Origin of the sequence: Streptomyces ambofaciens ATCC 23877 (assembly GCF_001267885.1) — a bacterium.
Classification (GTDB): domain Bacteria; phylum Actinomycetota; class Actinomycetes; order Streptomycetales; family Streptomycetaceae; genus Streptomyces; species Streptomyces ambofaciens.
This window is the reverse complement of sequence record NZ_CP012382.1, coordinates 657124-683359: the sequence shown is the minus strand read 5'-3', so window position 1 is coordinate 683359 and position 26236 is coordinate 657124. Positions and strand designations below refer to the sequence as shown.

Sequence of the window (26236 nt, the reverse complement as noted above, 5' to 3'; positions counted from 1 at the left end):
ATCGACTGGAGCATGTGTGCCCACTCACTCCGTACCGCGCCCGGAGTACCCGCGCCCGCAGTTCGTGCGCCGCGACTGGCTCAACCTGAACGGCGCCTGGCAGTTCGAGACCGACCGCGGCGACAGCGGACTCGAACGCGGCCTCCTCGACCGCGAGCTGCGAGGCGAGATCCTCGTCCCCTTCCCGCCCGAGTCCGAGCTGTCCGGCATCGGGGACACCGACTTCCTGGAGGCCGTCTGGTACCGGCGGACCCTCTCGCTGCCGGCGGCCTGGGCCGGACGCCGGGTGCTCCTGCACTTCGGCGCCGTCGACCACGACGCCACCGTGTGGGCCGACGGAAAGGAGGTCGCCCGGCACCGCGGTGGCTTCACGCCCTTCACCGCCGACCTCGGCGACATCGCGGGGGCGGAGGAGGAGGTCGTCATCACCGTCCGGGCCCGCGATCCCAAGTCCGGCCCGCAGGCGCGCGGCAAACAGGCCGTCGAGTACGCCAACCACGACTGCAACTACACCCGGGTGACCGGCATCTGGCAGACCGTCTGGCTGGAGCCCGTCCCCGAGCTGCACCTGCGCCGCCCCCGGATCACCCCGGACCTGGCCGGCTCCGCCTTCCACCTGGAACTGCCCCTGTCCGGCAACCGGCCCGGCCACCGGGTGCGCGCCGTCCTCAGCGACGCCGCCGGCGAGGTGAGCCGCGCCGAGGCACGCGCCGACCTGGACCTCGCCCCGCGCCTCCACCTGCCGGTGCCGGACGACCGGCGACGCGAGTGGGGCCCGGACGACCCGCACCTGTACGACCTGCGCCTGGAACTCCTCGACGCCACCGGGCAGGTCGTCGACAGCGCGGAGAGCTACGCGGGCCTGCGCGCCGTGGGGCTGCGCGGCAAGGCCGTCACCCTCAACGGCCGTCCGCTGTTCCAGCGGCTCGTGCTCGACCAGGGCTGGTATCCGGACGGGCTCATGACGGCCCCGACCGACGCGGCCCTGATCCGGGACATCGAGCTGGGCATGGAAGCCGGCTTCAACGGAGCCCGACTGCACCAGAAGGTGTTCGAGGAGCGCTTCCTGTACCACGCCGACCGTCTCGGCTACCTGGTCTGGGGCGAGTTCGGCGACTGGGGCTGCGAGACGGGCGGTTCCTCCGGCGACAACCAGCAGCCCGACGCCTCCTACGTCGCCCAGTGGCTGGAGGCCCTCGAACGCGACTACTCGCACCCCTCGATCGTCGGCTGGTGCCCGCTCAACGAGACCTACCAGAAGCTGCACGACCGCATCACCCGGCTCGACGACGTCACCCGGGCCATGTTCCTGGCCACCAAGGCCATGGACACCACCCGCCCGGTCGTCGACGCGTCCGGCTACGCCCACCGCGTCGCCGAGACCGACATCTACGACTCGCACAGCTACGAGCAGGACCCGGCGGTCTTCCGGCAGCTGATGTCCGGCCTCGCTAAGGACGCCCCCTTCGTCAACGCCTACGAGAACGGCGCCCCGTACTCCCTGCCCTACCGGGGTCAGCCGTACTTCGTCAGCGAGTTCGGCGGCGTCTGGTGGGACCCGGAGGCGGCCGCCGACCGGTCCGGTGAGGACCGCACCGAGTCCTGGGGCTACGGGGAACGGGTCCGCAACGAGGAGGAGTTCCACGAGCGGTTCGCCGGCCTGACCGGAGTGCTGCTGGGCGACCGCGACATGTTCGGCTACTGCTACACCCAGCTGACCGACGTCTTCCAGGAGCAGAACGGCATCTACCGGTTCGACCGCGGGGTCAAGCTCGACGTCGCACGCGTCCGCGCCGCGCAGCTGCGGCCGGCGGCGATCGAGGAGCAGGACCCGGCCTAGCGACCGCGGGCGGGGGCCGGAGGCGTTCACCGCCTCCGGCCCCGTGCGCACGGGGCCACAGGGGTCAGAAGGGACGGTCGCCCTCGATCGCGACGCGTTCGGCCACGCGCCGGTCGGAGCCGTAGTCGCCCACGGCGTAGTGCTGCGTGGCGCGGTTGTCCCAGAACGCGATGTCGCCGGGCTGCCAGCGGAAGCGCACCTGGAACTCGGGGACGTGCGCCTGCTGGAACAGGAAGCGCAGCAGGCGGTCGCTCTCGTCCCGGTCCATGCCCGTGATGTGGGTGGTGAAGGAGGCGTTGACGAAGAGCATGCGCCGCCCGGTCTCCGGATGGGTGCGCACGACGGGGTGCTCCACGGGCGGGAAGGCGTCCTGATGGGGGATCAGGCGCTCCGGCCCGTAGAACCTGGCGAAGCCGGGGATGAAGTCGTGCACGGCACGGGCCCCGTCGACGCGGTCCCTCACCTCCCGGGGGAGGTTGTCGTAGGCGGCCGCCATGTCGGCCCACAGGGTGTCCCCGCCGAACGGCGGCACCTCGCGCAGCTGGAGGACGGCGCCGAGCGCGGGCCGCTCGCGGAAGGTGACGTCGGTGTGCCAGACGTTCTCGTAGGTCGGGGTGGAGGCGTCGGCCTTGTCGAAGCGGACCACGTCCTCGCGGGAACCGGCCGCGAGCAGGGGGTTGGTCTCCAGCCGCCCCCAGTGTCCCGCGAAGGCGCGCTGCTGGTCGGAGGTGAGGTGCTGGGCACGGAAGAAGAGCACCTTCCACTCCAGCAGGGCACGGTTCAACTCCTCGCGCAGGGCGGCCCCGAGCGGACGGGAGAGGTCGACCCCCCTGATCTCGGCACCGATCGTGCGGGCCAGCGGGACGACGTCGAAGAGTTCGTAGGGCCGTTCCTCCCACCCTTCGGGCAACCGGCGCAGGACGCGCCGTCCCTCGTACATCCCGTCTCCCGGAATGTGTGCTGCGCGCAGGCCGGCGGTCGGGCCGGCAGCCGTGACGGTCATGGGAGTCCTCCCCTTGGTACGGCGGTACGGGTGGCGCCCGGCCACGGCGGGACGACGTCACCGCCGGGTGGCCGGGGAGAGAGAAAGTGCTCCGGGCTGCTCGCCGGAAGAGACACCGGGGCGCCCACGACGCACGACGCGTCGAGCCCTCGGTCCGTGTGCGGCCGTTATCGGCCGGAACGCTCACAACCGGTTCGCTCGGGCACGCGGGGACACTCCGCGGTGGTGCCGAACCGGTATGTGGTCATGGCACCGATTGTGTGATCTTCCCCCGCCGATGTCAACGGGGTCAGACGGGCTGGGGAACGAAGGGGAGCATGGCGTCGCCCTCCGGCTGGACGACGCCGTAGCTGCTCTCGGGCACCTTGTTCCAGACTCCCGGCAGATCGCCCAGCGGTTCCGACACGATCAGTCGGGTGTCGTCGGACGCCTCCCGCAGGAACGGCAGGTCGGGATGGAGCGCGCGCAGACTCTCCACGGCCGAGCTGTAGTAGAGCGACCGGGAGTCCTGCTGGCTGGAGTAGCGGAAGGCCCACAGCCGTCGCCCCTCGGTCACGGCGACGGTCATCTGCAACGGGTACTCCACGTGGTGCTCGTGCCCGATCTCCTCCACCAGCCCGGCCATCCGCGCCACGGCCCCCGGCGGATCGTCCTCCAGGCCGAAGGTGAGAGCCAGGTAGAACATCATCTCCGAGTCCGTCGACCCCTCGATGTCCAGGAAGAGCCGCGGGTCGACGGCGAGGGCGAGGTCCCGGCGCAGCCGGTGGAACTCCGCGATCGCGCCGTTGTGCATCCACATCCAGCGGCCGTGGCGGAACGGATGGCAGTTGGTCTGCTGCACCGGGCTCCCGGTGGAGGCCCGGATGTGCGCGAAGAACAGAGACGACCGGACATGGCCGGCGATCTCCCGCAGATTGCGGTTGCTCCACGCCGGACCGATCTCCCGGACGATCGCGGGCGTCTGCATCTCCGGACCGAACCACCCGACCCCGAACCCGTCCCCGTTGGTCGTCTCGACGCCCATCCGGGCGTGCAGGCTCTGGTCGATCAGCGAGTGCTCGGGCTTGTAGAGGATCGTCTCGAGCAGCACCGGCGTTCCCGAGTAGGCGAGCCATCGGCACATCGTCTGCAGCCTCCCTGGTCCCCGCACCCGCGCGCGGGGCGTCGCGCCTCAGTCGACCGGCCAGGTGTGCACCGGGGCGTTGAGATGCATGTAGTCCATGTACTGCTGGGTCATCCGCCGCAGCGCCTCGTGCCGCCCCGGGTGGGCGGTGGCGTCGATGTGGTGGAACATCTCCTTCTGCCACACCGCACCGTTGCGGCCGGTGACGCACCGCTGCTCGATGATGCCGAGCAGGGGCTCCCGCCAGGCCGCGTCCATGCCGGAGAGCTCCAGGCCCCGGTGGGCCAGCGGCAGCAGCCGCCGCAGGACGAGTTCGGGCACGGTCACCTCACCCGTGCCGGGCCAGTACAGCCGCGCCTCGATGCCGTGCCGCGCCGCGGCGTGCAGGTTCTCCTCGGCGACGGAGAAGGACATCCGCGACCACACCGGCCGCTCCTCCTCCACCAGCGCGCGGGTGAGCCCGTAGTAGAAGGCGCCGTTGGCGAGGGTGTCGGCGACGGTCGGGCCGGCGGGCAGCACGCGGTTCTCCACCCGTACGTGCGGTACGTCGTTCGCCACGGCGTAGACGGGCCGGTTCCACCGGTAGATGGTGCCGTTGTGCAGGGTGAGTTCGCCCAGTTCGGGGATGTCGCCGCGGTCCAGCGTCTCCACCGGGTCCTGTTCGTCGCACAGGGGCAGGAGCGCCGGGAAGTAGCGCAGGTTCTCCTCGAAGAGGTCGAAGACACTGTTGATCCACCGCTCCCCGAACCACACCCGGGGCCGCACACCCTGCGCCTTGATCTCCTGCGGCCGCGTGTCGGTCGCCTGCTCGAACAGCGGGATACGGCTCTCGTGCCAGAGTTCCTTGCCGAGCAGGAAGGGGGAGTTGGCGGCGAGGGCGACCTGGACGCCGGCGATGGCCTGGGCCGCGTTCCAGTAGTCGGCGAACTCCTCGGGAGAGACCTGGAGGTGGAACTGCGTGCTGGTGCAGGCGGCCTCGGGCGTGATCGTGTCGGCGTACGTCCGCAGCCGGTCGACGCCGTCCACCTCGATGTGCAGGTCCTCGCCCCGCGCCGCGAACACCTGGTCGTTGAGCAGCCGGTAGCGCGGGTTCTCCGACAGGGCGGCCTCGCCCACGTCCGACTGCCGCAGCGTCGGAAGGGTGCCCACCATGATCAGATGCGCACCGACCGAGGTGGCGCCCTTCTCCGCGTGGTTCAGGGCGGCACGGATCTCGGTCTCCCACGCGTCGGGGCCGCCGGCCGTCAACTGCCGGGGCGGGATGTTGATCTCCAGGTTGAACCGGCCCAGCTCGGTGGACCAGGCGGGGTCCGCGATCGCCTCGAGGGCGTCGCTGTTGCGCATCGCGGGCTCGGCCCGGTCGTCGACCAGGTTCAGCTCGATCTCCAGCCCCACCTGGGGCCGCTCGGTCTCGAACCGCGACTCGCGCAGCATCTGCGCGAACGCGTCGAGGCACTCCTGCATCTTGATCCGGTACCGGCGGCGGTCCTCACGGGTGAAGACCAGCGCCGGGACGTCCCGTCCCATCGGTCCTCCCGGGGTCGCCTTCCTCGGACACGTCTCCACCCCAGCGTCGCACCACCTGGCGCCCCCCACCAGACGGGACGGAAAGGGGCCCGCCGCACGATGTGCGGCGGGCCCCTCGGGTCAGGTCCTCGTACGGCCGATCGGCCTCAGAGCTTGCCGGACTCCCGCACGGTGATCTTCGCGGAGGTGCGGCCGGACGGGGAGGAGCCGTAGCCCTCGATCCGGTCGACCAGCTCCGTGCCCTCGACGACCTTGCCGAAGACGACGTGCTTGCCGTCCAGCCAGGGGGTGGGCACGGTGGTGATGAAGAACTGCGAGCCGTTGCTGTTCGGTCCCGCGTTCGCCATGGAGAGCAGGTACGGGCCGGTGTGCTTCAGCTGGAAGTTCTCGTCCGCGAACTTCTCGCCGTAGATGCTCTTGCCGCCGGTGCCGTCACCCCGGGTGAAGTCACCGCCCTGGAGCATGAACTGCGGGATCACGCGGTGGAACGGGGAACCCGCGTAGCCGAAGCCGTGCTCGCCGGTCGCCAGCTCGATGAAGTTCTTGGCGGTCTTGGGGGTGACGTCCTCGAAGAGCTCGAAGACGATGCGGCCCGCATCCTGGCCGTCGATGTCGATGTCGAAGTAAACCTTGGAATTGCTCATCGCACCATTGTGACCTGCGTGCCCCGATGCTGCCGCACCGGCCGCCCTTTCAGGGCGTGGCGAGCAGTTCCAGCGTGTCGATCACGCGGTTCGAGAAGCCCCACTCGTTGTCGTACCAGGCGACCACCTTGACGTGACGTCCGTCGACGCGGGTCAGGGCGGAGTCGAAGATCGACGAGGCCGGGTTGCCCGTGATGTCCGAGGAGACCAGCGGATCCTCCGAGTACTCCAGCACGCCGGCGAGCGGACCCTCGGCGGCGGCGCGGTAGGCCGCCAGCACGTCCTCGCGCGTCACGTCGCGGGCGACGGTCGTGTTCAGTTCGACGATCGAGCCGACCGGGACCGGGACGCGGATCGAGTCGCCCGAGAGCTTGCCGTCCAGGTTCGGCAGCACGAGGCCGATCGCCTTGGCGGCACCCGTCGTGGTCGGCACGATGTTGACCCCGGCGGCGCGGGCGCGGCGCGGGTCGCGGTGCGGTCCGTCCTGGAGGTTCTGCTCCTGCGTGTAGGCGTGCACCGTCGTCATGAAGCCGTGCTCGATCCCGGCGAGCTCGTCCAGCACCGCGGCCAGCGGCGCGAGCGCGTTGGTGGTGCAGGACGCGTTCGAGACGATCGTGTGCGCGGCCGGGTCGTACGCGTCGGTGTTGACGCCGTAGGCCAGGGTCACGTCGGCACCGTCGGAGGGTGCGCTGACCAGGACCTTCCTGGCGCCCGCGGCGAGGTGGGCACCGGCGGCCGCGGCCGAGGTGAAGCGCCCGGTGGCCTCCAGCACGAGGTCGACGCCCAGCTCGGCCCACGGCAGCCGCGCCGGCTCCCGCTCGGCGAGGACCTTGATGCGGCGCCCGTCCACGACGAGGGTGTCCCCGTCGACGGTCACCGGGCGGCCCAGCCGGCCGGCGGTCGAGTCGAAGGCGAGCAGCCGCGCGAGGGCGGCGGGCTCGGTGAGGTCGTTGACGGCGACGACCTCGAGCTTGCCGTCGCGCTCCAAGAGCGCGCGCAGCACGTTGCGTCCGATGCGTCCGAAGCCGTTGATGCCGATGCGGGTCATGAGCGGTGCCTTTCCGTTTCGCCGTGCGGTGCCTCCAGGTTCACGCGCGGAGTCGGCCCGCGGGAGCGGCGGGACAGCCACGGTTCGCAAGGATCACGCCAGGCCGCCCACGCCTCTCGGTTACTCCGCTCGGGTGAAGGTGCGCCGGTACTCGCTCGGTGTGGTGCCGAGGATGCGCTGGAAGTGCAGCCGCAGATTCGCGCCGGTGCCCAGACCCACGTCGGCGGCGATCTGCTCGACGCTGCGCTCGGAGCGCTCGAGCAGCTCACGGGCCATGTCGACGCGGGCGCGCATGACCCACTGCATCGGCGTGTACCCCGTGTCCTCGGCGAACCGGCGCGAGAAGGTGCGCGCCGACACCGCCGCGTGCCGGGCGAGGGCCTCCAGGGTGAGCGGTTCGCCGAGCCGGCGCAGTGCCCACTCGCGGGTGGCGGCGAAGCGCTCGCCCAGCGGCTCGGGCACGCTGCGGGGTACGTACTGCGCCTGCCCGCCGCTGCGGTAGGGGGCCGCGACGAGACGCCGGGCCGCGTGGTTCGACGCGGCCACCCCGAGGTCGCCGCGCAGGATGTGCAGGCACAGGTCGATGCCGGAGGCGGCGCCCGCCGACGTCAGCACGCTGCCCTCGTCCACGAAGAGCACGTTCTCGTCGACCCGCACACGGGGGTGCTTCGCCGCGAGCGCCCGTGTGTAGTGCCAGTGCGTCGTGGCCCGCCGCCCGTCGAGCAGGCCCGTCGCGGCGAGCGCGAACGCGCCGGTGGAGATGGCGGCGAGCCGCGCGCCCCGGTGGTGGGCCGCCGTCAGCGCGTCCAGGACGGGCCGCGGCGGGTCGTCGAGGTCGGGGGAGCGGTACCCGGGCAGGAAGACCACGTCGGCCCACGTCAAGGCGTCGAGACCGTGGGCCACGTGGTACGACAGGCCGTCGCCGCCGGTCACGAGGCCGGGTGCCGCGCCGCACACCCGTACCTCGTACGGCATGCTGGCGCGCGTGGTGAACACCTGCGCCGGAATGCCGACATCGAGCGGCTTGGCGCCCTCCAGCACGAGAACGGCGACACGGCGCAGGCGGGAGGACGGCACGGTGGACAGCGTACGCGGGGGTGCGGCTCAGCTCAGGCCGAGGACGTCCATGGTCCGCTCGGCCATGCGCCGCTCCCCGAGGGCGTTGGGGTGGACGGGGACCAGGCTCTGGCCGAAGAGCAGCGGTTCGATCCACCGGGTGCCGGACGCCTTGCACGCGTCGTGGCCCTCCGACACCGAGGAGAAGTCCACGAAGGTGGCGCCGGTCTCCTCGGCGGCGCGCTCGACCGCGTCGTTGAGGTGGGCCTGGATGCCCCTCAGGTACGGGACGTCGCCGGCGGCGATGGGCAGCTTCGCGAAGCAGGACGGGTCGGCGGTGGCGGGTGTGATCCACGGGTAGCCCAGGGCCGCCACCCGGGCGCCCGGCGCCTTGGCGCGGACGCTCAGCAGGGCCGCCTTGAGTGCGGGATAGGTGTTGGTCTCGATCTGGTCGTCGAAGGACGTGCCGTGTCTGTCCTTGCAGGGGCTGCCCTTGCCCCCGCTGAGGATGCCCGCGGTGCCGCAGGCCGTGATGGCGTTGATGAACGTGCTGTTGTCGTTGCCGCCGATGGTCAGCGTGACCAGGTCCGTCTCGGCGGTGAGGGCGTTCACCTGGGGGGCGACGCCCGGGTACTGCGCCTGCGTGAAGTGGGCGGTCTGGGCGGCGCCGCAGGTCACGTCCTTGAGCCGGGCGCCGGTGGCGGCGGCGATGACGTGGGGGTAGTTCGCCGTGGAACGCAGGCAGAGCAGTTGGGTGGGATCCACGGGCAGGACGCCCGAGCCGGCGCTGTAGCTGTCGCCGAGAGCGACGTAGTCCAGGGGAGGGGCGGGGGTGGCGTGCGCGGTGGCGTCGGTGAGACCGAGGGCCAGCGTGCCGACTGCGGCTGCTGTCGCGGTCATGACACGGCGAAGGGCATGCTTCGGCATGTGCTCTCTCTTCTCGGGAGGAGTGCGGCCGCAGGTTACTGGTCGGTTTTACTTTTAAGTAATGTGCAGGGGTGCTGACTTGAAGTCAACGCTGCTGACGGAACTTCTTGCAGCGGGCCGTTCGTCCGGCGCGGTCCGACCGGCCGCGACGGGCACCCGGGCTGTTTTAGAGTGATCCCGTCAGTGCAGACGACTGCGGACCTGTGAGGTACTCACCAGCCATGCCGACCGAAACGTTTGAGTTCCAGGTAGAGGCGCGTCAGCTTCTTCAGCTGATGATTCACTCCGTCTACTCGAACAAGGATGTCTTCCTGCGCGAGCTCGTCTCCAACGCCTCCGACGCGTTGGACAAGCTGCGTCTCGCGGCCCTGCGGGACGACGTCACCGACGTCGACGTGACCGACCTGCACATCGAGCTCGAGGCCGACAAGGAGGCCCGCACCCTCACCGTGCGGGACAACGGCATCGGGATGTCGTACGACGAGGTCACCCACCTCATCGGCACCATCGCCAACTCGGGCACGGCCAAGTTCCTCCAGGAGCTGCGCGAGGCCGAGGACGCCGCCGGGGCCGACGGACTCATCGGGCAGTTCGGCGTCGGCTTCTACTCGGGCTTCATGGTGGCCGACGAGGTCACCCTGGTGACCCGGCGGGCCGGCGAGGCCAAGGGCACCCGCTGGACGTCGCGCGGCGAGGGCACGTACACGCTGGAGACGGTCGACGAGGCGCCGCAGGGCACCTCGGTCACCCTGCACCTCAAGCCCGCGGACTCCGAGAACCAGCTCCACGACTACACCTCCACCTGGAAGATCAAGGAGATCGTCAAGCGCTACTCGGACTTCATCACCTGGCCGATCCGCCTGCTGCCGGAGCCGGGCGAGGACGGCGCCGAGGCCCGCGAGGCCGAGACGCTCAACTCGATGAAGGCGCTGTGGGCGCGTCCGCGCGACGAGGTGTCCGACGACGAGTACCACGAGCTGTACAAGCACATCGCCCATGACTGGCGTGAGCCGCTGGAGACGATCCGGCTCCAGGCGGAGGGCACCTTCGAGTACCAGGCCCTGCTGTTCGTGCCCTCGCACGCCCCGCACGACCTGTTCACCCAGGGCTACCAGCGCGGTGTTCAGCTCTACGTGAAGCGCGTCTTCATCATGGACGACTGCGAGGAACTGCTGCCGCCGTACCTCCGCTTCGTCAAGGGCGTCGTCGACGCCCAGGACCTCTCGCTCAACGTCTCCCGCGAGATCCTCCAGCAGGACCGCCACATCCGCATGATCCAGCGCCGCCTGACGAAGAAGGTGCTGGCCACGATCAAGGACCTGAGGTCGTCCGCGCCGGACCGGTACACCACGTTCTGGCGGGAGTTCGGTGCCGTCCTGAAGGAGGGGCTGGTGACCGACTCCGAGAACCGGGACGCGATCCTCGCCGCCGCCTCGTTCGCGACCACGCACGACGCCGACGAGCCGACCACGCTCCAGGGTTACGTGGAGCGCATGAAGGACGGTCAGAGCGACATCTACTTCATGACGGGCGAGTCCCGGCAGGCCATCGAGGACTCCCCGCACATGGAGGCGTTCCGGGCCAAGGGCGTCGAGGTCCTCCTGCTCACCGACGCGGTGGACGAGGTCTGGGTCGACGCGGTGGCGGAGTTCGAGGGCAAGCGGCTGCGCTCGGTGGCCAAGGGTGAGGTCGACCTCGGTGGTGACGAGGACGAGAAGAGCGACGCCGAGAAGACCCAGCAGAGCGAGGAGTACGCCGGACTGCTCGGCTGGATGACGGAGCACCTGGGCGAGGACGTCAAGGAGGTCCGCCTCTCCTCCCGGCTCACCGTCTCGCCGGCCTGCGTGGTCTCCGACGCGAACGAGCTCACGCCCGCGCTGGAGAACATGTACCGGGCGATGGGCCAGGAGGTGCCGCACGCCAAGCGGATCCTCGAACTCAACCCGGAGCACCAGCTGGTGAAGTCCCTGAACCGGGCCTACACGCAGCAGCAGGACCGGGCGGAGCTCACCGAGACGGCGGATCTCCTCCACGCCCTGGCGGTACTCGCCGAGGGCGGCCGGCCCAAGGAGCCGGCCCGGTTCGTGAAGCTGGTGGCGGACCGCCTGGAGCGCACGCTGTAGCCCACCGGTCCGCTTCCGAGAGGACGCCCGGCGACGCCGGGCGTCCTCTCGGCGTCCGGATCCCCGGACCGCGAGCTCGTCGTGTCCGTGAGGCGGGCTGGGGCCTGCCGGCTTCAGCCGGTGGGACGACGGCCGGTCGTCGGTGACCGACGACCCGCGGACGGCACATGGACGGCGCGTGGCCGGGTGCTCGCCCCGGCTCCCGTCCACGGAGCCATCCGCATGGCGAGACGGCCTGGCATCCGGAGCGTCGCACTCCGTATATTCGCACGCATGTCTGCATCGGCTCCGCTGCTGTGCCTCGCGCTCTTCGCGAACTCGGCGTGGTGCGTCGACGACGGCCTCTGTCGCCGCTGAGTCCCGCACCGGCCGCGTGATCCGCGCCGTCGGTCGCCCAGCGCCTCCGCCCGCCGTCCCCGTGCACCCCACCGGAGATCTTCCGTGACCACCGCACCCCCAGCCGGGTCGGCCCCGGCCGCCCCGCCGCGCGCGCCCGCCGTCCTGTTCACCCCGTCCCCCACCTCCTCGGCCCGGCCCGAGGCGCCGCCCCTGCCCCCGGTGCGGCGGACGCCCCTGGTGGTGTCCGGACTGCTCGCCGTCGCGCTGACCACGTACGTCTGGTCCGCGCACGGTGCCAAGCCGGGCGTACTGCTCCTGCTCGGCCTCGGCCTGGGCGTCGCTCTCTTCCACTCCCGGTTCGGCTTCACCTCCGCCTGGCGGCAACTGGTCGCGGTCGGCAACGGCTCCGGGCTGCGCGCGCACGCCCTGCTGCTCGGCACCACCGCCACCCTCTTCGCGCTGCTCATCGGCACGGGCACCGGACTGTTCGGCTCGCAGCCGGCACCGTCCGCCGGGCCGATCGGCGTCGGGCTGCTGGCGGGGTCGGTGCTCTTCGCGATCGGCATGCAGCTCGGTGGCGCGTGCGCCTCGGGCACCCTGTTCGCCGTCGGCTCGGGACAGACGTCGATCGTCCTCACCCTGGGCGGCTTCATCGCCGGGGCCACCCTCGCGGCCTGGCAGTTCGACCTGTGGAAGGACCTCCCGGCCTGGGAGCCCGTGGTCCTGTCCGACCACGTCGGCTGGTTCGGCTCATGGGCGGTGACGATCGCCGCGCTGCTGCTGGTGGTGTTCGTCACGCGGCGCGTCCAGGCCCGCCGCAACCCGCCGCCCCTCGGTGCCGTGCCCTCGGCGCGCGGCGCGGCCGTGCGGGCCCTGCGCGGCTCCTGGCCGCTGGCCGCCGGAGCTCTGGTGCTGGCCGTGCTGGGCGCGGGCGTCCTGTGGGTCTCGGGCGGCGCCTGGGGTGTCACCAGCGCCTTCAGCCTCTGGGGCTCCGAACTGGTGGGTGCCCTCGGCGGCCACCCGGAGAACTGGACGTGGTGGCAGCGGCCCGGCAACGCCGAGATGCTGGCGGGCCCGGTGCTCGCCGACAAGACCAGCCTCACCGACATCGGCATCATGATCGGCGCCGCCGTGGCCGCGGCGGTCGGCGGCACCTGGGCCCTGCACCGGGGCATCCCCTGGCGCACGGCGCTCGCGGCGGTGCTGGGCGGTGTGCTGATGGGCATCGGCGCCCGCCTGGCCGGCGGCTGCAACATCGGCGCCTATCTGGCGGGCATCGCCTCGGGCAGCCTCAGCGGCTGGCTGTGGGGCGCCTTCGCCCTGGCCGGTACCTGGGTGGGCCTCAAGCTGCGCCCCCTCTTCGGTCTCGGCAACCCCAAGCCGGGCGACGGCGTCTGCTGAGACGGGGCACCCCGTCTGCTGAGACGGGGCACCCGTGCGGCACAGGGGTCAGGCCTGTGCCGCACGGGCGGCTACGGGGCGCGCCGGTCCGTGGTGGTGCGCCGGTCCGTGGTGGTGCGCCGGTCCGTGGTGGTGACGCGGGCGATGGCCTCCCGGGTGAGGGCCCGCCCGTGGGGCTCCCGGGCCAGGGCGCGGTGCAGCGTCAGCCCTTCGATGAGGGCGTCCAGCTGGCGGGCCGTGTCCGGGTCGAAGTGCTTCTCCAGGTGGACACGGCTGCGGCGCATCCACTCGTGGGTGAGTTCCCGGTAGGCCGGCTGCCGCGCGGCCAGTGTGTAGAGCTCCTGGGTGAGCACCAGGTCCCGCTGGCTCCCCTCGGACAGCAGGTGCACGAGGTCGGCCACCGCCTCCCGGGCCTGCTCGCGGTCGGCCGCGGCACCGAGGTGCTCGTCGAACACCGCGACGATGTGGTCCGTGAAGCGGCCGAAAGCCTCCCGCAGCAGCTGGTCGATGCCGCTGAAGTGGTAGGTCATCGAGCCCAGGGGGACCCCGGCCCGGGTGGCGATCTTCCGGTGGGAGACGCGCGCGATGCCCTCCTCGGCGATCAGGTCGAGGGTGGCGTCGATGATCCGCTCGCGCCGCTGCGGGTCGGTGTGTCCGGTTGCCATGGGAGCAGGCTTACACGTTCCGCACCGGCCGGGCCGGGTTGCCCACGGCGACGACACCCGCGGGCACGTCCTTGGTGACGACCGCCCCGGCACCGATGACGGAGTTGTCGCCGATGGTCACGCCGGGCAGCACGATGGCGCCGCCGCCCAGCCACACGTTGTCGCCGATGGTGATGGGCCGGGCGGCCTCCAGCTTGTCGCGCCGCGGCTCGGCCTCGAGCGGGTGCGTGGGGGTGAGCAGCTGGACGTTCGGCCCGATCTGGCAGTCCTCGCCGATGGTGATCGCCGCGACGTCCAGCGCCGTCAGGTTGTAGTTGACGAAGGTGCGCGCGCCGATCGTGATGTTGCTGCCGTAGTCGACGTACAGCGGTGGCCGCACGTGCGCCTCGGCGCCCAGGGAGCCGAGCAGTTCCGCGAGGACCGGCTGCGCCGCCGCCGCGTCGTCCACGTAGGCCGCCTGGTAGCGGGCGGCCAGCCGCACGGCCCGCTGCTGTCTGCGGGCGATCTCCGGATCGTCGGCGATGTAGAGGTCGCCCGCCAGCATGCGTTCGAGGTTCGTTCGGGGGTCCTGTGCGAAGTGGTCCGTCGGCATGCGCCCGATCCTACCGCCTCAAGCGTACGAACGTACACTCCTGGTCGGTGCGCCACCGGCCGGCCCGGGGGAGGGCGTGCTCGTGCGGCTCAGTCGAGGAGGCCGGCGACCAGGGCGGCGAACTCCTCCGGGGTCGCCAAGCGGATGCCGAGTTGTTCCGCCTTGGCCCGCTTGGAGCCGGCGCCCTCGCCCGCGACGACGAGTGTCGTCTTCCTGGAGACGCTGGAGGAGGAGTGACCGCCGGCCCGCTCGACGAGTTCGTTCATCTCGTTGCGCGAGAGCTTCTCCAGGCTTCCCGTCATCGCACCGGTGACCACCACCCTCATCCCGGCCAACGGGCCGGCCGCTCCCGGCGCCGCGACCGGGCTCCCCCCGTCCTCCTCCTCGGCGTCGGCACCGGTGACCGGGGGCGGGGTGGCGCCCGGCTCGGTCATCCCCACGCCCGCGGCGGCGAGCTTGTCGATGAGCGGAGCGAGTTCGGCGATCTCCGCCACGATGGAGGGGGCCTTCTCCGGCCCGATGCCCTCGACCTGCTGCATGGCGTCGGCGTCGGCGGCGCGGATGTGGTCCATAGTGGCGAAGTGCCGGGCGATGCGCCGGGACATGGAACGGCCGGTGCCCCGGACCCCCAGGGCGCAGAGCACCCGTGACAGCGGCTGCTCCTTCGCCGCGGCGAGCGCGGCGAGCAGGTTGTCGGTACTGGTCTGCCCCATCCGGTCCAGGCCGAGCAACTGCTCGCGCCCGAGGGTGAACAGGTCGGCGAGATCGGCGACGAGCCCGGCCTCGACGAGCTGGACGACACGGGTGGCGCCCAGCCCCTCGATGTCCAGCTGGTCGCGGCCGGCGGCGTAGGCGAGCGAGGCGACCAGGTGGCAGTTGCGGCCCTGGGCGCAGCGCCAGCGTTCCTGGCTCGTGTCGATGTCCGACCCGCAGCGCGGGCACACGGAGGGGAACGCTATGGGCCGCTCGTCCCCCGTGCGCAGATGGGCGACCGGGGCCTCGATCCGGGGGATGACGTCGCCGGCGCGGTGGACCATGACGTGGTCGCCCAGACGCAGGCCGCGCCGGGTGATGTCGGCCGGATTGTGCAGGGTGGCGTAGGTGATCGTGGAGCCGTCGATCACCACCGGCTCCAGGACGCCGCGCGGGGCGATGACACCGGTGCGGCCCACGTTCCACTCCACCTCCAGCAGCCGCGTGATCCTCTCCACGGCCGGCAGCTTGTACGCGACCGCCCATCGGGGTGCCCGGGAACCGGATCCGGCGGCCCGCCGGTCGGCGGCGAGGTCGGCCTTGACGACGATCCCGTCGATGCCGAAGGGGAGTTCGGCACGCAGGGCCGCTGTCTCCCGGACCCGGGCCACGACCTGCTCCGGCGTGGTGACGACCACGTCCGGGACCGCGGTGCCGGCGCTGGTGTGCACGCCGAGGCCGGCAGCCATGGACATCAGGTCGCTCTGGGCGAGATCGTCCAGCCGTCCGGCGAGTACGGCATCGGTCTCCGGCAGGGGCAGCATGCCGTACCCGAAGAACGTCATCGGGACCGTGTACGCCCGCTCCCTTGCCCGCAGCGTGCCCGCGGCGGCGTTGCGCGGGTTGGCGAACGGCTGCCCGCCGTGTCCCGTGCGGACCTCGTTCGCGTGCTCGAACTGGGCCGTCGTCATGAGGATCTCACCGCGTATCTCCACGGTGACCGGCTCCGCGAGCGTCTCGGGCAGCCCTTCGACGGTGCCGATGGCATGCGAGACGTCCTCCCCGGCCGTCCCGTCACCGCGGGTGATCAGCCGGGTGAGGCGGCCCGCGCGGTAGCGGGCGGCGACGGCGAGCCCGTCCAGCTTGGGGCCCACAACGAACCGGTCGACCTCACGGCCCGTACGCCGGGCGAGCGACACCGTCCAGGCAAGGAACTCCTCCGGTGAGAAGACGTTGTCGAGGCTGAGCATCGGCACCGTGTGCGGCACGTCGCCCTCGGCCGCGCCGCCCGCGACCTTGCCGGTGGGAGAGTCGGGCAGCACCTCGTCCGGGTGCTCGGCCTCCCAGGCGGCGATCCCTCTCGCCAACCGGTCGTACGTCGCGTCGTCCAGTGGCGAGGAACCGCCCGCGTAGTAGGCGGCGGCCGCGCGTGCGGCGTCCTCGACCGCCTGTGCGTAGGCGGCGGAGTCCACGATCACTGCTGCAGGTGTCGTCATGGACCGCATCCTGCCGCCCACCACTGACAACGGCCCCGGTCACGGGGCTGCCACCGCATCGTGAGACGGACCCGCGGGCGGGAATGGCGGGAAGGAACGTGTCGTTGACACCTGTCATGCCCGCACCTTCCCCACGGCCCGCAGCGGCCCGCATGCCGCTCGCCGTCTACATCCTCGGCCTCTCCGTCTTCGCGCTCGGCACGAGCGAGTTCATGCTCTCCGGCCTGTTGCCGCCCATCGCCGACGACATGGACGTGTCCATTCCGCAGGCCGGGCTGCTGATATCCGCCTTCGCGATCGGCATGGTGGTCGGTGCGCCGCTGCTCGCGGCCGCGACCCTGCGGCTGCCGCGGAAGACCACTCTGGTCACGCTGATCTCGGTGTTCGGCCTCGGCCAGGTCGCGGGCGCGTTGGCGACGACGTACGAGATCCTGTTCGTCTCCAGGGTCGTCAGCGCCCTGGCGTGTGCCGGTTTCTGGGCGGTGGGCGCCGCCGTCGCCATCGCGATGGTGCCGAAGACCGCCCGGGCCCGTGCGATGGCGGTGATGATCGGCGGACTGTCCATCGCCAACGTCCTCGGTGTGCCGGCGGGTGCCTTCCTCGGCGAGCACCTGGGATGGCGGTCGGCGTTCTGGGCCGTGGGCGCGGCGTCGGCCGTCGCGCTCGTCGGTGTGGTGACCCTGATCCCGCGCATCCCGCTGCCCGAGCGGCGGCCCCGGCTCCGGGGCGAGCTGGCGATCTACCGCGACCGGCAGGTCTGGCTGTCCATCGTCGTGACCGCGCTCGCGGCCGGCGGTGTGTTCTGCGCCTTCTCGTACCTGGCGCCGCTGCTCACGGACGTGGCCGGGCTGACGGACGGCTGGGTGCCCGCCGTGCTGGCGCTGTTCGGTGTCGGCGCGCTGATCGGCACGACGATCGGCGGCCGGATCGCCGACGCGCACCTCTTCGGCGTGCTGCTCTCCGGCATCACCGCCTCCACCGTGCTGCTGGCCGCGCTGGCGTTGTTCGCGTCGAGTCCCGCCGTCGTGATCGCCCTTTCCCTGCTCCTCGGCGTCTCGGCCTTCTACACGGCACCGGCGCTCAACGCCCGTATGTTCAACGTGGCCGGCGCCGCGCCCACCCTCGCGGGGGCGACGACGACCGCCGCGTTCAACCTGGGCAACACCGGTGGTCCCTGGCTCGGCGGCACGGTGATCGACGCGGGCCTCGGCTACGCGGCCACCGCCTGGGCCGGCGCGGCGATGACCCTCGTCGCGATCGCCTTCGTCGGCGTGTCCCTGCGGCTGCACAGCCGCTCGCGCGTCGTCATGGGCGCCCTGGCGGCCGAGCCCGCGAGCGCGGACCTCGGCCGGCGGGTGTGACACCCGCCGGAGCGCGCGAGCGGCGCCTGCGGCCACCGGCAGGACGGGGGACGAGGGTGGGCCGGGGCGGTCCGCGGACCGGCCGACCACCCGGTGGCGGGGCGGCCCGGTGCCCGGGGGGGAGGGGGCGCCACCGCGCACCGCTGCGAACAGCTCACCCGTCGGGCGCCGGGTCCGCCGTCGACGTCGCGGTCGCGCTGGGCGTGGACCGCGCCGCGGCGGTGCAGCGGCGGGCGAGGAGGGCGAAGGCTTCCCTGAGCGCGGGCGGGCCGACCACTTCCACGTCCGTGTCGAAGACGACGACGGCGGCGGCGAGGGCGGGCCAGGACCAGGAACCGAGGCTGAGCCGACAGCGGTCCGGGCCGAGCGCCTCGACGGTCCCCGCGGGGGCGTGGGCCGACACCGCGGCCGCGGGCAGGCGCAGGACGACCTCCCCGCGGCAGGGCCAGTCGGGCGACCGGTCGGAACCGCGGAACCGGCCGGTCACGAAAGCGGCCACATCCCCGCCCGGCAGCTCCCGTGGCGTGAAGCGGGGCCCGGTGGGGGAGCGCGGAGTGATGCGGTCCGCGCGGAAGACGCGCCAGTCCGCGCGTTCCAGGTCCCAGGCGACGAGGTACCAGCGCCCGCCCTGGGTGACCAGATGGTGGGGCTCGACCCGGCGGGGCGGCGCGTCCGCCGTGCCGTCGGTGTCCGGCGGATACGGCCGGGCGTGGTCGAAGCGCAGGACCTCGTGGGCCTGGACGGCGGCGCTGAGCGCCATGAGGACACCGCTGTCGGCCTGCGGCAGCGGCCGTGGCGCGGCCCGCTCGACCGCGGTGACCTGAAGGGCGTCGACGCGATGGCGCAGGCGGGCGGGCAGGACCTGCCGGAGGGTGGTCAGCGCGCGCGCCGCTCCGTCCTCGATGCCGGCGCCCGTCAGGGTGGCGGTCCGCAGGGCGACGGCCAGGGCGACGGCTTGTTCGTCGTCGAAGAGCAGCGGGGGCAGACGGGTCCCGGCGTCGAGCCGGTACCCCCCGTCCGGGCCCTTGACGGCCACGACGGGATAGCCGAGTTCCCGGAGCCGGTCGACGTCGCGGCGCAGGGTGCGCGGGCTGACGTCCAGCCGCTCGGCGAGCACCGCTCCGGGCCAGTCCCGGCGCGCCTGGAGCAGGGAGAGCAACGACAGCAGCCGTGCTGAGGTCTTCTGCATGCCTCCCATGCTGCCGGAAGAAGAGGACACCCCCTGGCCGCTACCTACGCCAACGTGGGAACCGCGGGGCCGGACCGGCCCCGCCGGCGGTCCCGCCGAGGCGGGCCGTCCGACCGTGCCCCGAGGCGAGGAGCCCTTCGTGTCCGTCAAAGCCGTGACCCACCTGAACTTCCGTGGTGACGCCCGCGAGGCGCTCACCTTCTACCAGTCCGTGTTCGGCGGCGACGTGGCCGCGGTGACCTACCGGGACGCCGGGAACGTCCAGGACCCCTCCGAGGCCGAACAGGTCATGTGGGGCCAGGTGTCCGCCGACAGCGGCCTGTGCGTGATGGCCTACGACGTGCCCGCCCGCCTGCCGTGGAACCAGGGCGAGAACGCCTTCTTCGTCTCGGTCCGCGGCGAGAGCGCCGAGGAGATCACCACGTACTGGAAGAAGCTGTCCGACGGCGCGACCGTCCTGCAGCCGCTGGCGGCAGCGCGGTGGGCACCGCTCTACGGGATGCTGCGCGACAGGTTCGGCGTCACCTGGGTCCTGGACGTGGTGAGCGGGTACGACGCGTCCTGACCGCTCGGGGCCGGGTGGCGGACGTCCGCCACCCGGCCGGGCCACGACGCCCGCCCGCCGACCACCGCAAAGAAGACAGGACGCGACCGTGAGCAGTCACCCCCGCCCCGCCGGTGCCACCACCCCGCGCCGCGCCGGGAGGTTCTGATCCCATGACCGTGCTCGACACCCGGGCGCTCAACCGCGCCACGCTCGCCCGGCAGGCACTGCTCGACCGTGCCGACCTCCCGGTCCTCGACGCCGTCGCCCACCTCGGCGGCCTGCAGGCGCAGGAGCCGCAGGAACCGTTCGTCGGACTCTGGTCACGACTGCGTGCCTTCGCACCGGCGGCGCTCTCGGACCTGCTCACGGAGCGACGCGTGGTGCGCACCCACCTCATGCGCCGCACCGTCCATCTCGTCACCGCCGACGACGTCCTCGCCTGGCGGTCGCGCCACGACGCCATGCTGCGCGGACGGGTCCTCGGTACCTACCGCCGCGAACTCGAAGGCGTGGACCTCGACGAGCTCGCCGCGGCGGGCCGGGCGGTCATGTCGGACGGCGAGCCCCGCTCGATGAGCGAGCTGGCCCGGGCGGTCGCCGGGGGCCGCCCGGGGCCGGCACCACGTGCCCTGGGGGAGATGCTGGTCGCCGCGCTCATCCCGATGGCCCAACTGCCACCGCGCGGGCTCTGGCGCACGAGAGCGGGCGTGCGCAACCTGCCGCTGTCCGCCTGGCTCGGCCGGGACATCGACCCGCCGTCCCCGCCCGGCTCCGACCCGGTCGGTCAGACGCTGGTACGGCGCTACCTGGCCGCCTTCGGTCCCGCCGGCTCGGCGGATCTGCGCGCCTGGTGCGGCCTCGCCGGACTGCCCGCGGCGGTCGCCGCGGTGCGCGGGGAACTGGTCGCCTTCCGCGACGAGCGGGGCCGGGAACTCCTGGACCTCCCCGACGCACCGCGTCCGGACCCCGCGACCCCCGCCCCCGTCCGGTTCCTGCCGGCGTTCGACAACGCCCTCCTCGGCTACCAGGACCGCGGCAGGATCGTCGACGACGCCCACCGCGGCCTGTCGGTCGCCGGAGCCCGCGTGGCACTGGTCGACGGGCGGGTCGCCGCGACCTGGACCGTCGAGGCGGGGACGGTGACCGTCACCCCGCTGCGCCGCTTCTCCCGGGCCGAACGCACGACCGTCGCCGAGGAGGGACAGGCCCTGGCGTCCTTCCTCTCCGACGGTGAGAGCGACGGCGTCCGGGTCACCGAGTCGTCGGGGTGAGCGGACTGCCTCCCGGGCTCCCACGGCGCGGCGGCCCCGGACGCCGCGGAGCGGGTGCGGCGTACATCCATTGCCGTGGCCTACACCCGGGGGAGAGGAGCACGGTCGTGCACTACACCCGATGCAGTACACCGGTCCAGCCCCAGGGACGGATCAAATGACGAAATGCCCAGGTGAGCATAAAGGGGTACCCCGGTCAGCACCCTGCGTCCCCATGTGCCGGGTTTCGTCCTGCCCGCAACCCGACGGATTGGTCTCAGGTGGCTACGTTCCTCTATCGACTCGGCCGACGCGCGTTCCGGCGTCGCGGCCTCGTCGCCCTGTTGTGGGTGGCCATACTCGTGGGCGCCGGCGTCGCCGCGTCCACGGCGCCCGCCCCGCCCGAAGACTCCTTCTCCATGCCCGGTACCGAGTCCCAGAAGGCGTTCGACCTGCTCGACGAGCGCTTCCCGGCCGCGAGCGCCGAGGGCGCCACGGCGCGCGTCGTGATTCGCGCCCCCGACGGCGGGAAGATCTCCGACCCGGCGGGCAGGGACCGGGTCGAGGACCTCGTGACGGCACTCGGCGACGGCCCGCAGGTCGCCTCGGTGGCCGACCCGTTCGAGGCGGACGCCGTCAGCGAGGACGGCACGACCGCGTACGCCTCGGTGACGTACAAGGTCAACGCCATGGAGCTGACCGACCAGGCCCGTGACGCGCTCACCGCGGCCACCGACGACGCGCGCGGCGACGGATACACCGTCGAGACCGGCGGCGACGCGGTCATGGCCGAGCAGGAGATGGGAGGCACCGCCGAGCTGATCGGCATCGGTGTCGCCGCGATCGTGCTGCTGCTGACCTTCGGTTCACTCGTCGCGGCCGGCATGCCGCTGCTGTCGGCGATCATCGGCGTCGGCATCGGCATCTCCGCCATCGGAGCGCTCGGCAGCACGCTGGAGCTCTCGGCCACCACCTCCACGCTCGCCATGATGATCGGCCTCGCGGTCGCCATCGACTACGCCCTGTTCATCGTCTCGCGCTACCGGGCGGAGATCGCCGAGGGCCGTACCCCCGAGGACGCCGCGGGACGCGCGGTCGGCACCGCCGGCTCCGCCGTCGTCTTCGCCGGACTCACCGTCATCGTGGCGCTGGCCGGCCTCGCGGTGGTCAACATCCCGATCCTCACCAAGATGGGTCTGGCCGCCGCCGGCACCGTCGGCATCGCCGTGCTGATCGCGCTCACCCTCACCCCGGCGCTGCTCGGCTTCGCCGGTAGGAAGGCGCTCAGCCGCAAGGACCGCAAGGCACCCGCCGGGCAGGCGCAGGCCCCGGCGAAGCCCAAGCTCGGCACCCGCTGGGCCCGCTTCGTGCTGCGGCGTCCGGTGACCGTACTGCTCACCGCGGTGCTCGGCCTCGGCGCCGTCGCCGTGCCGGCCGCGAGCATGGAGCTGGGCCTGCCCGACGAGGGCAGCTCCGCGCCCGACACCACGCAGCGCAAGGCCTACGACATGCTGTCGGAATCCTTCGGCGCCGGCTTCAACGGCCCGCTCATGGTCACCGTCGACGCCCGCGACGCGGACGACGCGAAGGCCGCCGCCGACACCGTCGGCAAGGAGATCACCGGCCTGGGCGAGGCCGCGGCGGTCACCCCGGCCAACTTCAACGAGGCCGGTGACACCGCCGTCCTCACGGTCGTGCCCAAGACCGGGCCGAGCGAGGCGGCCACCGAGTCGCTGGTGAAGGACATCCGCGCGCTGTCCGGCGGCATCGAGACCGAGACGGGCGCGACCATGCTGGTCACCGGCGCGACCGCGATGACCATCGACTTCTCGCAGACCCTGGACGACGCGCTCGTCCCGTACCTGGCCCTGGTCGTCGGCCTCGCCTTCCTCCTCCTGATGCTCGTGTTCCGCTCGGTCCTCGTCCCGCTCAAAGCGGCGCTGGGCTTCCTGCTCTCGGTGGCCGCGGCGCTCGGCGCGGTGGTCGCGGTGTTCCAGTGGGGCTGGCTCGCGGACGTCTTCGGCGTCGACCAGCCGGGTCCGATCATGTCGATGATGCCCATCTTCATGATCGGTGTGGTCTTCGGCCTGGCCATGGACTACGAGGTGTTCCTCGTGACGCGCATGCGTGAGGCCTACGTCCACGGATCGTCCGCCTCCGAGTCCGTCACCACGGGCTTCACCCACGGCGGCCGGGTCGTCGCGGCGGCGGCGATCATCATGATCAGCGTCTTCTCCGGCTTCATCATGGAGAACGACGACATGATCAAGATGATGGGCTTCGGCCTCGCCATCGCGGTCCTCTTCGACGCCTTCGTGGTCCGTATGGCCATCGTGCCCGCCGTGCTCGCCCTGCTCGGCACCAAGGCGTGGTGGCTGCCCAAGTGGCTGGACCGCCTGCTGCCGAACGTCGACGTGGAGGGCGAGAAGCTCCACAAGGAACTCGGCGACGGCGGCACGCCCGCGCAGTCCGAGCGCGAGCCCGAGACCGCCGGAGTCTGACACCCCCGCGTACGGCCCCGCCCACCCGGACGACCGGGTGGGCGGGGCCGCACACATGTCGGCCCGCGCACATGTCGACCCGGACGCATGTCGGCCCGGACGCATGTCGGCCCGGACATGCGGACGGTACCTGACCGCAACGCTTCGTACGGTCCTTCCATGACACCGACACAGCCCCAGAAAGTCCTGGTCACCGGCGCCACCGGAACCGTCGGCCGTCAGGTCGTCGCCGAACTGCTCGCTCGCGGCCACGCGGTCCGCGCCCTCACCCGCGACCCGGCGCGTGCCGCCCTGCCGGACGGTGCCGAGGTGGTCCGGGGTGACCTGACCGAGCCCGACAGCCTGGCCCCGGCCCTGGCCGGAGTCACCGGCCTGCACCTGATCACCTTCGACGGTGCCGGCTTCGCCCCGCTGGAGACCGGCCCCAGGATCCTCGAACTGGCCCGGGAGGCCGGCGTGCGCCGGATCACCGTGCTGCACGGCGGCGGGCCGTCACCGCTCGAGGACGCCGTGCGTGCCGAAGAGGAGGCCCTCTGGACCGTCCTCATGCCGGTCGAGTTCATGGCCAACGCGCTGGAGTGGGCCGACGGGATCGCGGCCCGCGACGAAGTGCGTGAGCCGTTCGTCTCCCGGCTCAGCGCCATGGTCCACGAGGGCGACATCGGCGCGGTCGCGGCGGTGGCGCTCACCGAGGACGGCCACGGGGGCCAGGAATACCTGATCACCGGCCCGGAGGCGCTGACCGTCGGGGACAAGGTGGCGGCGATCGCGGCCGCCCGCGGCAGGGAGATCGCGCTGGTCGAGCTCACCGCGGAACAGGCGGCCGCGCAGTGGCGGGCGGCGGGACAACCGGAGGAGGTCGTCGGCTTCCTGCTGGACGTGTACGGCAACACCCCCGAGGTGGGACGCACGGTCCTGGACACCGTCGAGAAGGTCACCGGCCGGCCGGCCCGCACCTTCGCCCGGTGGGCCGCCGACCACGCGGACGCGTTCGCGGCGACGGCCCCCGCGGCAACGCCGTGACGCCTCCGGCGGTCGCGGCGGCACCTCCGCTCTCGGCGCGCCGGTACCCCTCGGCAGCGCACGCGGCGCGTCGAGCGCCTGGCCGGCTCACGCTGGTCCCGGCTGTGGTTCGCAGGCGGCCGAGGGGCTGAACGCCCGCTGTCACATCCGGAACCCGGCGGGCCCTCGCACCGCGGCGGCGGCGAGCTCCTCGATCCGGGCGGCGGGTACGGGCACACCGGGTGCCTGCTGCACCCAGGCCACGAATTCCAAGGTGGTGAGGCCGGACGGCGGCTGCCCCACGTACGGGAGGGCGTACAGAGGGGTGTTCGGTTCGCTGCGCCAGCTGTCGGCCAGTGTGCCGAGGTCCACCGCATCGAAGCCGAGGACGTTCAGCAGGTCGGCCACCTGCCTCCTGGCGTCCGGGTCGTCGCCGGAAAGCGGCAGCGCGGTGCGGTCGGGGGCTCCGGGCGGGCGGAACAGCTCCAACAACTGCTTGGGGCCGATGTTGTGCAATGCCTTCACCACCTGGGCATCCACGAGGTGGCGCTGCACCAGTTGGCTGGAGGTCAGCTCGTCGCTGTCGAGTTCCGGCAGGCCGAACTCGCTGTGCGGCGCGTAGTTCATCGGGTCGATCACGGCCTTGCCGGCAAGCTCCGCCCGGGGCAACTGCTCGTAGGCGGCCAGCGGCACGGACGCGAGGACGGGATTGCCGGCTCTCGCTGCTTCGGCCGGGGTGGCCGCGCGGGCCCGCTCGCCGAGCTCCGAAACGACGCCGGCCAGCGTTTCGGGGCCGCGTGAGTTGCTCAGGACGACGTTCAGGCCGGCGTCCACGGCGCGACGGGCGGCCCCGAGGCCGACCATGCCGGTGCCGATGACGCCGAGGGTTGGTGTGCTCACTCTGTTCTCCGTTCGCATGTCCCCGCGTCGCGGCATCCGGTGGGCAGGGCCGCCCCGGCGGGCTCGTATCCATCACAGCCGGAGTGACCTGCGCGAACAATGACCAGAAACGCCCGGCAGCGATCACATCATGTGATAGATCGGGCCGATGGAACTGAGAGCGTTGCAGTACTTCGTGGCCGTGTCCGAGGAGTTGCACTTCGGGCGCGCGGCGCAACGGCTGGGCATCGTGCAGCCGGCGGTCAGCCAGCAGATCGCCCGGCTCGAGCGCGAGCTCGGCGTGCGCCTGCTCGACCGCACCTCGCGCCGGGTCCGGCTCACCCCGGCCGGCGAACGCGTGCTCGCCGCGGCCCGTAGGACCCTCGCCGCGGCGGCCCGGGTGCGGGTGGTCGCCGGAGAACCGGCGGCCGTCCTGCGGATCGGGGTGGCGTCCTGCGCCACCCGACGGCTCGACCGGGCGGTGGGCCGCCTGAGCGACAGTGAGCGCCCCGCCGAGCCGAGATTGGTCGATCTTCCGGTGGCCGCGCGACTCGACGCCGTCCGCGACGGAGAGCTGGACCTGGCGCTGGTGCGGGGCGCGCTCACCTCCCCGGCGGTGACGGTGGTGCGTGCCTGGTCCGAGCCGCTGCACGCGGTGCTCGCGCGTGAACACCCCGCCGCGCGCAAGCCCGTGGTCAGCCTGCACGATCTCGACCCGTACGGTCTGCGGCTTCCCGCCCGAGACGGTGACCCGCCGATGCACGACGCGATCCTCGCCGTCTTGCCCATGGCCCCGCTGCGGCCTCCTGCCGGGGACATGCTCAACGTGCTGTTCGAGGTGGGCCGGGACCCCGAGGGCTGGACGCTGATGCCGGCCGAGCAGCTCGACGTGTCCCGCTCCGAGCGGCTGCACCAGGTACCGCTCGACCCGCCGGTGACCGTGGACGGCCACGTCGTCACCTCACTGGCCACCCCGGAGCCGTGCGTGGCGTCGTACGTGGCCGCGTTCGCGGACTGAACTTCCGCCCCG

Annotated in this window: 21 protein-coding genes; 9 read left to right on the top strand and 12 right to left on the bottom strand. The window is 72.3% G+C overall.

What is annotated here, in order from left to right; all coding sequences use genetic code 11:
* Positions 1 to 16 precede the first annotated feature (16 nt).
* Complete coding sequence (locus SAM23877_RS03035; RefSeq protein WP_053126648.1) at positions 17 to 1840, top strand: glycoside hydrolase family 2 protein; 1824 nt, start codon at positions 17 to 19, stop codon at positions 1838 to 1840.
* Between the two features lie 64 nt (positions 1841 to 1904).
* On the opposite strand, the gene SAM23877_RS03030 is transcribed toward SAM23877_RS03035, so the two are convergent.
* The 7 genes from SAM23877_RS03030 to SAM23877_RS03000 form a co-directional block, all read right to left on the bottom strand.
* Positions 1905 to 2843, bottom strand: a complete 939-nt coding sequence (locus tag SAM23877_RS03030) for a TauD/TfdA dioxygenase family protein (protein WP_063481168.1) — start codon at positions 2841 to 2843, stop codon at positions 1905 to 1907.
* A 289-nt stretch (positions 2844 to 3132) separates the two neighbouring features.
* Positions 3133 to 3966, bottom strand: coding sequence for a class II glutamine amidotransferase (locus SAM23877_RS03025; protein WP_053126644.1), 834 nt, complete (start codon positions 3964 to 3966; stop codon positions 3133 to 3135).
* 48 nt (positions 3967 to 4014) lie between these two features.
* Positions 4015 to 5493 (bottom strand): glutamate-cysteine ligase family protein, encoded by a 1479-nt coding sequence (locus tag SAM23877_RS03020; RefSeq protein WP_053126642.1) that lies wholly within the window; start codon positions 5491 to 5493, stop codon positions 4015 to 4017.
* 146 nt (positions 5494 to 5639) lie between these two features.
* The gene (locus tag SAM23877_RS03015; RefSeq protein ID WP_053126639.1) at positions 5640 to 6137 is read right to left on the bottom strand and encodes a peptidylprolyl isomerase; all 498 of its coding nucleotides are present in this window, start codon (positions 6135 to 6137) and stop codon (positions 5640 to 5642) included.
* A 49-nt stretch (positions 6138 to 6186) separates the two neighbouring features.
* Positions 6187 to 7185 carry a type I glyceraldehyde-3-phosphate dehydrogenase gene (gene gap, locus SAM23877_RS03010; RefSeq protein WP_053126637.1) on the bottom strand — a complete coding sequence of 333 codons (999 nt, stop codon included), beginning with the start codon at positions 7183 to 7185 and terminating at the stop codon, positions 6187 to 6189.
* A 120-nt stretch (positions 7186 to 7305) separates the two neighbouring features.
* Entirely contained in the window at positions 7306 to 8262 is a 957-nt protein-coding gene (locus SAM23877_RS03005) for a GlxA family transcriptional regulator (protein WP_053126635.1), read from the bottom strand.
* 27 nt (positions 8263 to 8289) lie between these two features.
* The gene (locus SAM23877_RS03000) at positions 8290 to 9168 is read right to left on the bottom strand and encodes an SGNH/GDSL hydrolase family protein (protein ID WP_053126633.1); all 879 of its coding nucleotides are present in this window, start codon (positions 9166 to 9168) and stop codon (positions 8290 to 8292) included.
* 221 nt (positions 9169 to 9389) lie between these two features.
* Here SAM23877_RS03000 and htpG point away from each other — a divergent pair, with 221 nt between their 5' ends.
* Both htpG and SAM23877_RS02990 read left to right on the top strand, forming a co-directional pair.
* The gene (htpG, locus tag SAM23877_RS02995) at positions 9390 to 11291 is read left to right on the top strand and encodes a molecular chaperone HtpG (protein ID WP_053126631.1); all 1902 of its coding nucleotides are present in this window, start codon (positions 9390 to 9392) and stop codon (positions 11289 to 11291) included.
* A 441-nt stretch (positions 11292 to 11732) separates the two neighbouring features.
* The gene (locus SAM23877_RS02990; protein WP_053126630.1) at positions 11733 to 13031 is read left to right on the top strand and encodes a YeeE/YedE family protein; all 1299 of its coding nucleotides are present in this window, start codon (positions 11733 to 11735) and stop codon (positions 13029 to 13031) included.
* 71 nt (positions 13032 to 13102) lie between these two features.
* On the opposite strand, the gene SAM23877_RS02985 is transcribed toward SAM23877_RS02990, so the two are convergent.
* From SAM23877_RS02985 to ligA, 3 genes are all read right to left on the bottom strand, one after another.
* Complete coding sequence (locus tag SAM23877_RS02985; protein ID WP_053126628.1) at positions 13103 to 13696, bottom strand: TetR/AcrR family transcriptional regulator; 594 nt, start codon at positions 13694 to 13696, stop codon at positions 13103 to 13105.
* A 10-nt stretch (positions 13697 to 13706) separates the two neighbouring features.
* Positions 13707 to 14288: a sugar O-acetyltransferase gene (locus tag SAM23877_RS02980; RefSeq protein ID WP_053126625.1), complete on the bottom strand. Its 582-nt coding sequence runs from the start codon at positions 14286 to 14288 to the stop codon at positions 13707 to 13709.
* A gap of 89 nt (positions 14289 to 14377) precedes the next feature.
* Positions 14378 to 16477, bottom strand: coding sequence for an NAD-dependent DNA ligase LigA (gene ligA / locus SAM23877_RS02975; protein WP_053126624.1), 2100 nt, complete (start codon positions 16475 to 16477; stop codon positions 14378 to 14380).
* A gap of 152 nt (positions 16478 to 16629) precedes the next feature.
* Here ligA and SAM23877_RS02970 point away from each other — a divergent pair, with 152 nt between their 5' ends.
* Positions 16630 to 17838 carry a Cmx/CmrA family chloramphenicol efflux MFS transporter gene (locus SAM23877_RS02970; protein ID WP_053142106.1) on the top strand — a complete coding sequence of 403 codons (1209 nt, stop codon included), beginning with the start codon at positions 16630 to 16632 and terminating at the stop codon, positions 17836 to 17838.
* Between the two features lie 154 nt (positions 17839 to 17992).
* Here SAM23877_RS02970 and SAM23877_RS02965 read toward each other — a convergent pair whose 3' ends face one another.
* On the bottom strand, positions 17993 to 19027 hold the full coding sequence (locus SAM23877_RS02965) for a helix-turn-helix transcriptional regulator (RefSeq protein ID WP_053126621.1): 1035 nt from the start codon (positions 19025 to 19027) through the stop codon (positions 17993 to 17995).
* Between the two features lie 139 nt (positions 19028 to 19166).
* Between SAM23877_RS02965 and SAM23877_RS02960 the strand changes: the two genes are divergently transcribed.
* The 4 genes from SAM23877_RS02960 to SAM23877_RS02945 all read left to right on the top strand — a co-directional run bounded on the left by SAM23877_RS02960 (position 19167) and on the right by SAM23877_RS02945 (position 24348).
* Entirely contained in the window at positions 19167 to 19592 is a 426-nt protein-coding gene (locus SAM23877_RS02960) for a VOC family protein (protein WP_053126619.1), read from the top strand.
* A gap of 152 nt (positions 19593 to 19744) precedes the next feature.
* A complete protein-coding gene (locus SAM23877_RS02955; protein WP_053126617.1) occupies positions 19745 to 20845 on the top strand; it encodes a winged helix DNA-binding domain-containing protein in 1101 nt (366 codons plus the stop codon).
* A gap of 260 nt (positions 20846 to 21105) precedes the next feature.
* Positions 21106 to 23325: an MMPL family transporter gene (locus SAM23877_RS02950; protein ID WP_053126616.1), complete on the top strand. Its 2220-nt coding sequence runs from the start codon at positions 21106 to 21108 to the stop codon at positions 23323 to 23325.
* 159 nt (positions 23326 to 23484) lie between these two features.
* Positions 23485 to 24348 (top strand): NAD(P)H-binding protein, encoded by an 864-nt coding sequence (locus SAM23877_RS02945; RefSeq protein WP_053126614.1) that lies wholly within the window; start codon positions 23485 to 23487, stop codon positions 24346 to 24348.
* Positions 24349 to 24489: 141 nt separating this feature from the next.
* Here SAM23877_RS02945 and SAM23877_RS02940 read toward each other — a convergent pair whose 3' ends face one another.
* The gene (locus SAM23877_RS02940; RefSeq protein WP_244902909.1) at positions 24490 to 25227 is read right to left on the bottom strand and encodes an NADPH-dependent F420 reductase; all 738 of its coding nucleotides are present in this window, start codon (positions 25225 to 25227) and stop codon (positions 24490 to 24492) included.
* 148 nt (positions 25228 to 25375) lie between these two features.
* On the opposite strand from SAM23877_RS02940, the gene SAM23877_RS02935 reads away from it, so the two are divergent.
* Positions 25376 to 26224: a LysR family transcriptional regulator gene (locus SAM23877_RS02935; protein WP_053126610.1), complete on the top strand. Its 849-nt coding sequence runs from the start codon at positions 25376 to 25378 to the stop codon at positions 26222 to 26224.
* Positions 26225 to 26236: the final 12 nt, after the last annotated feature.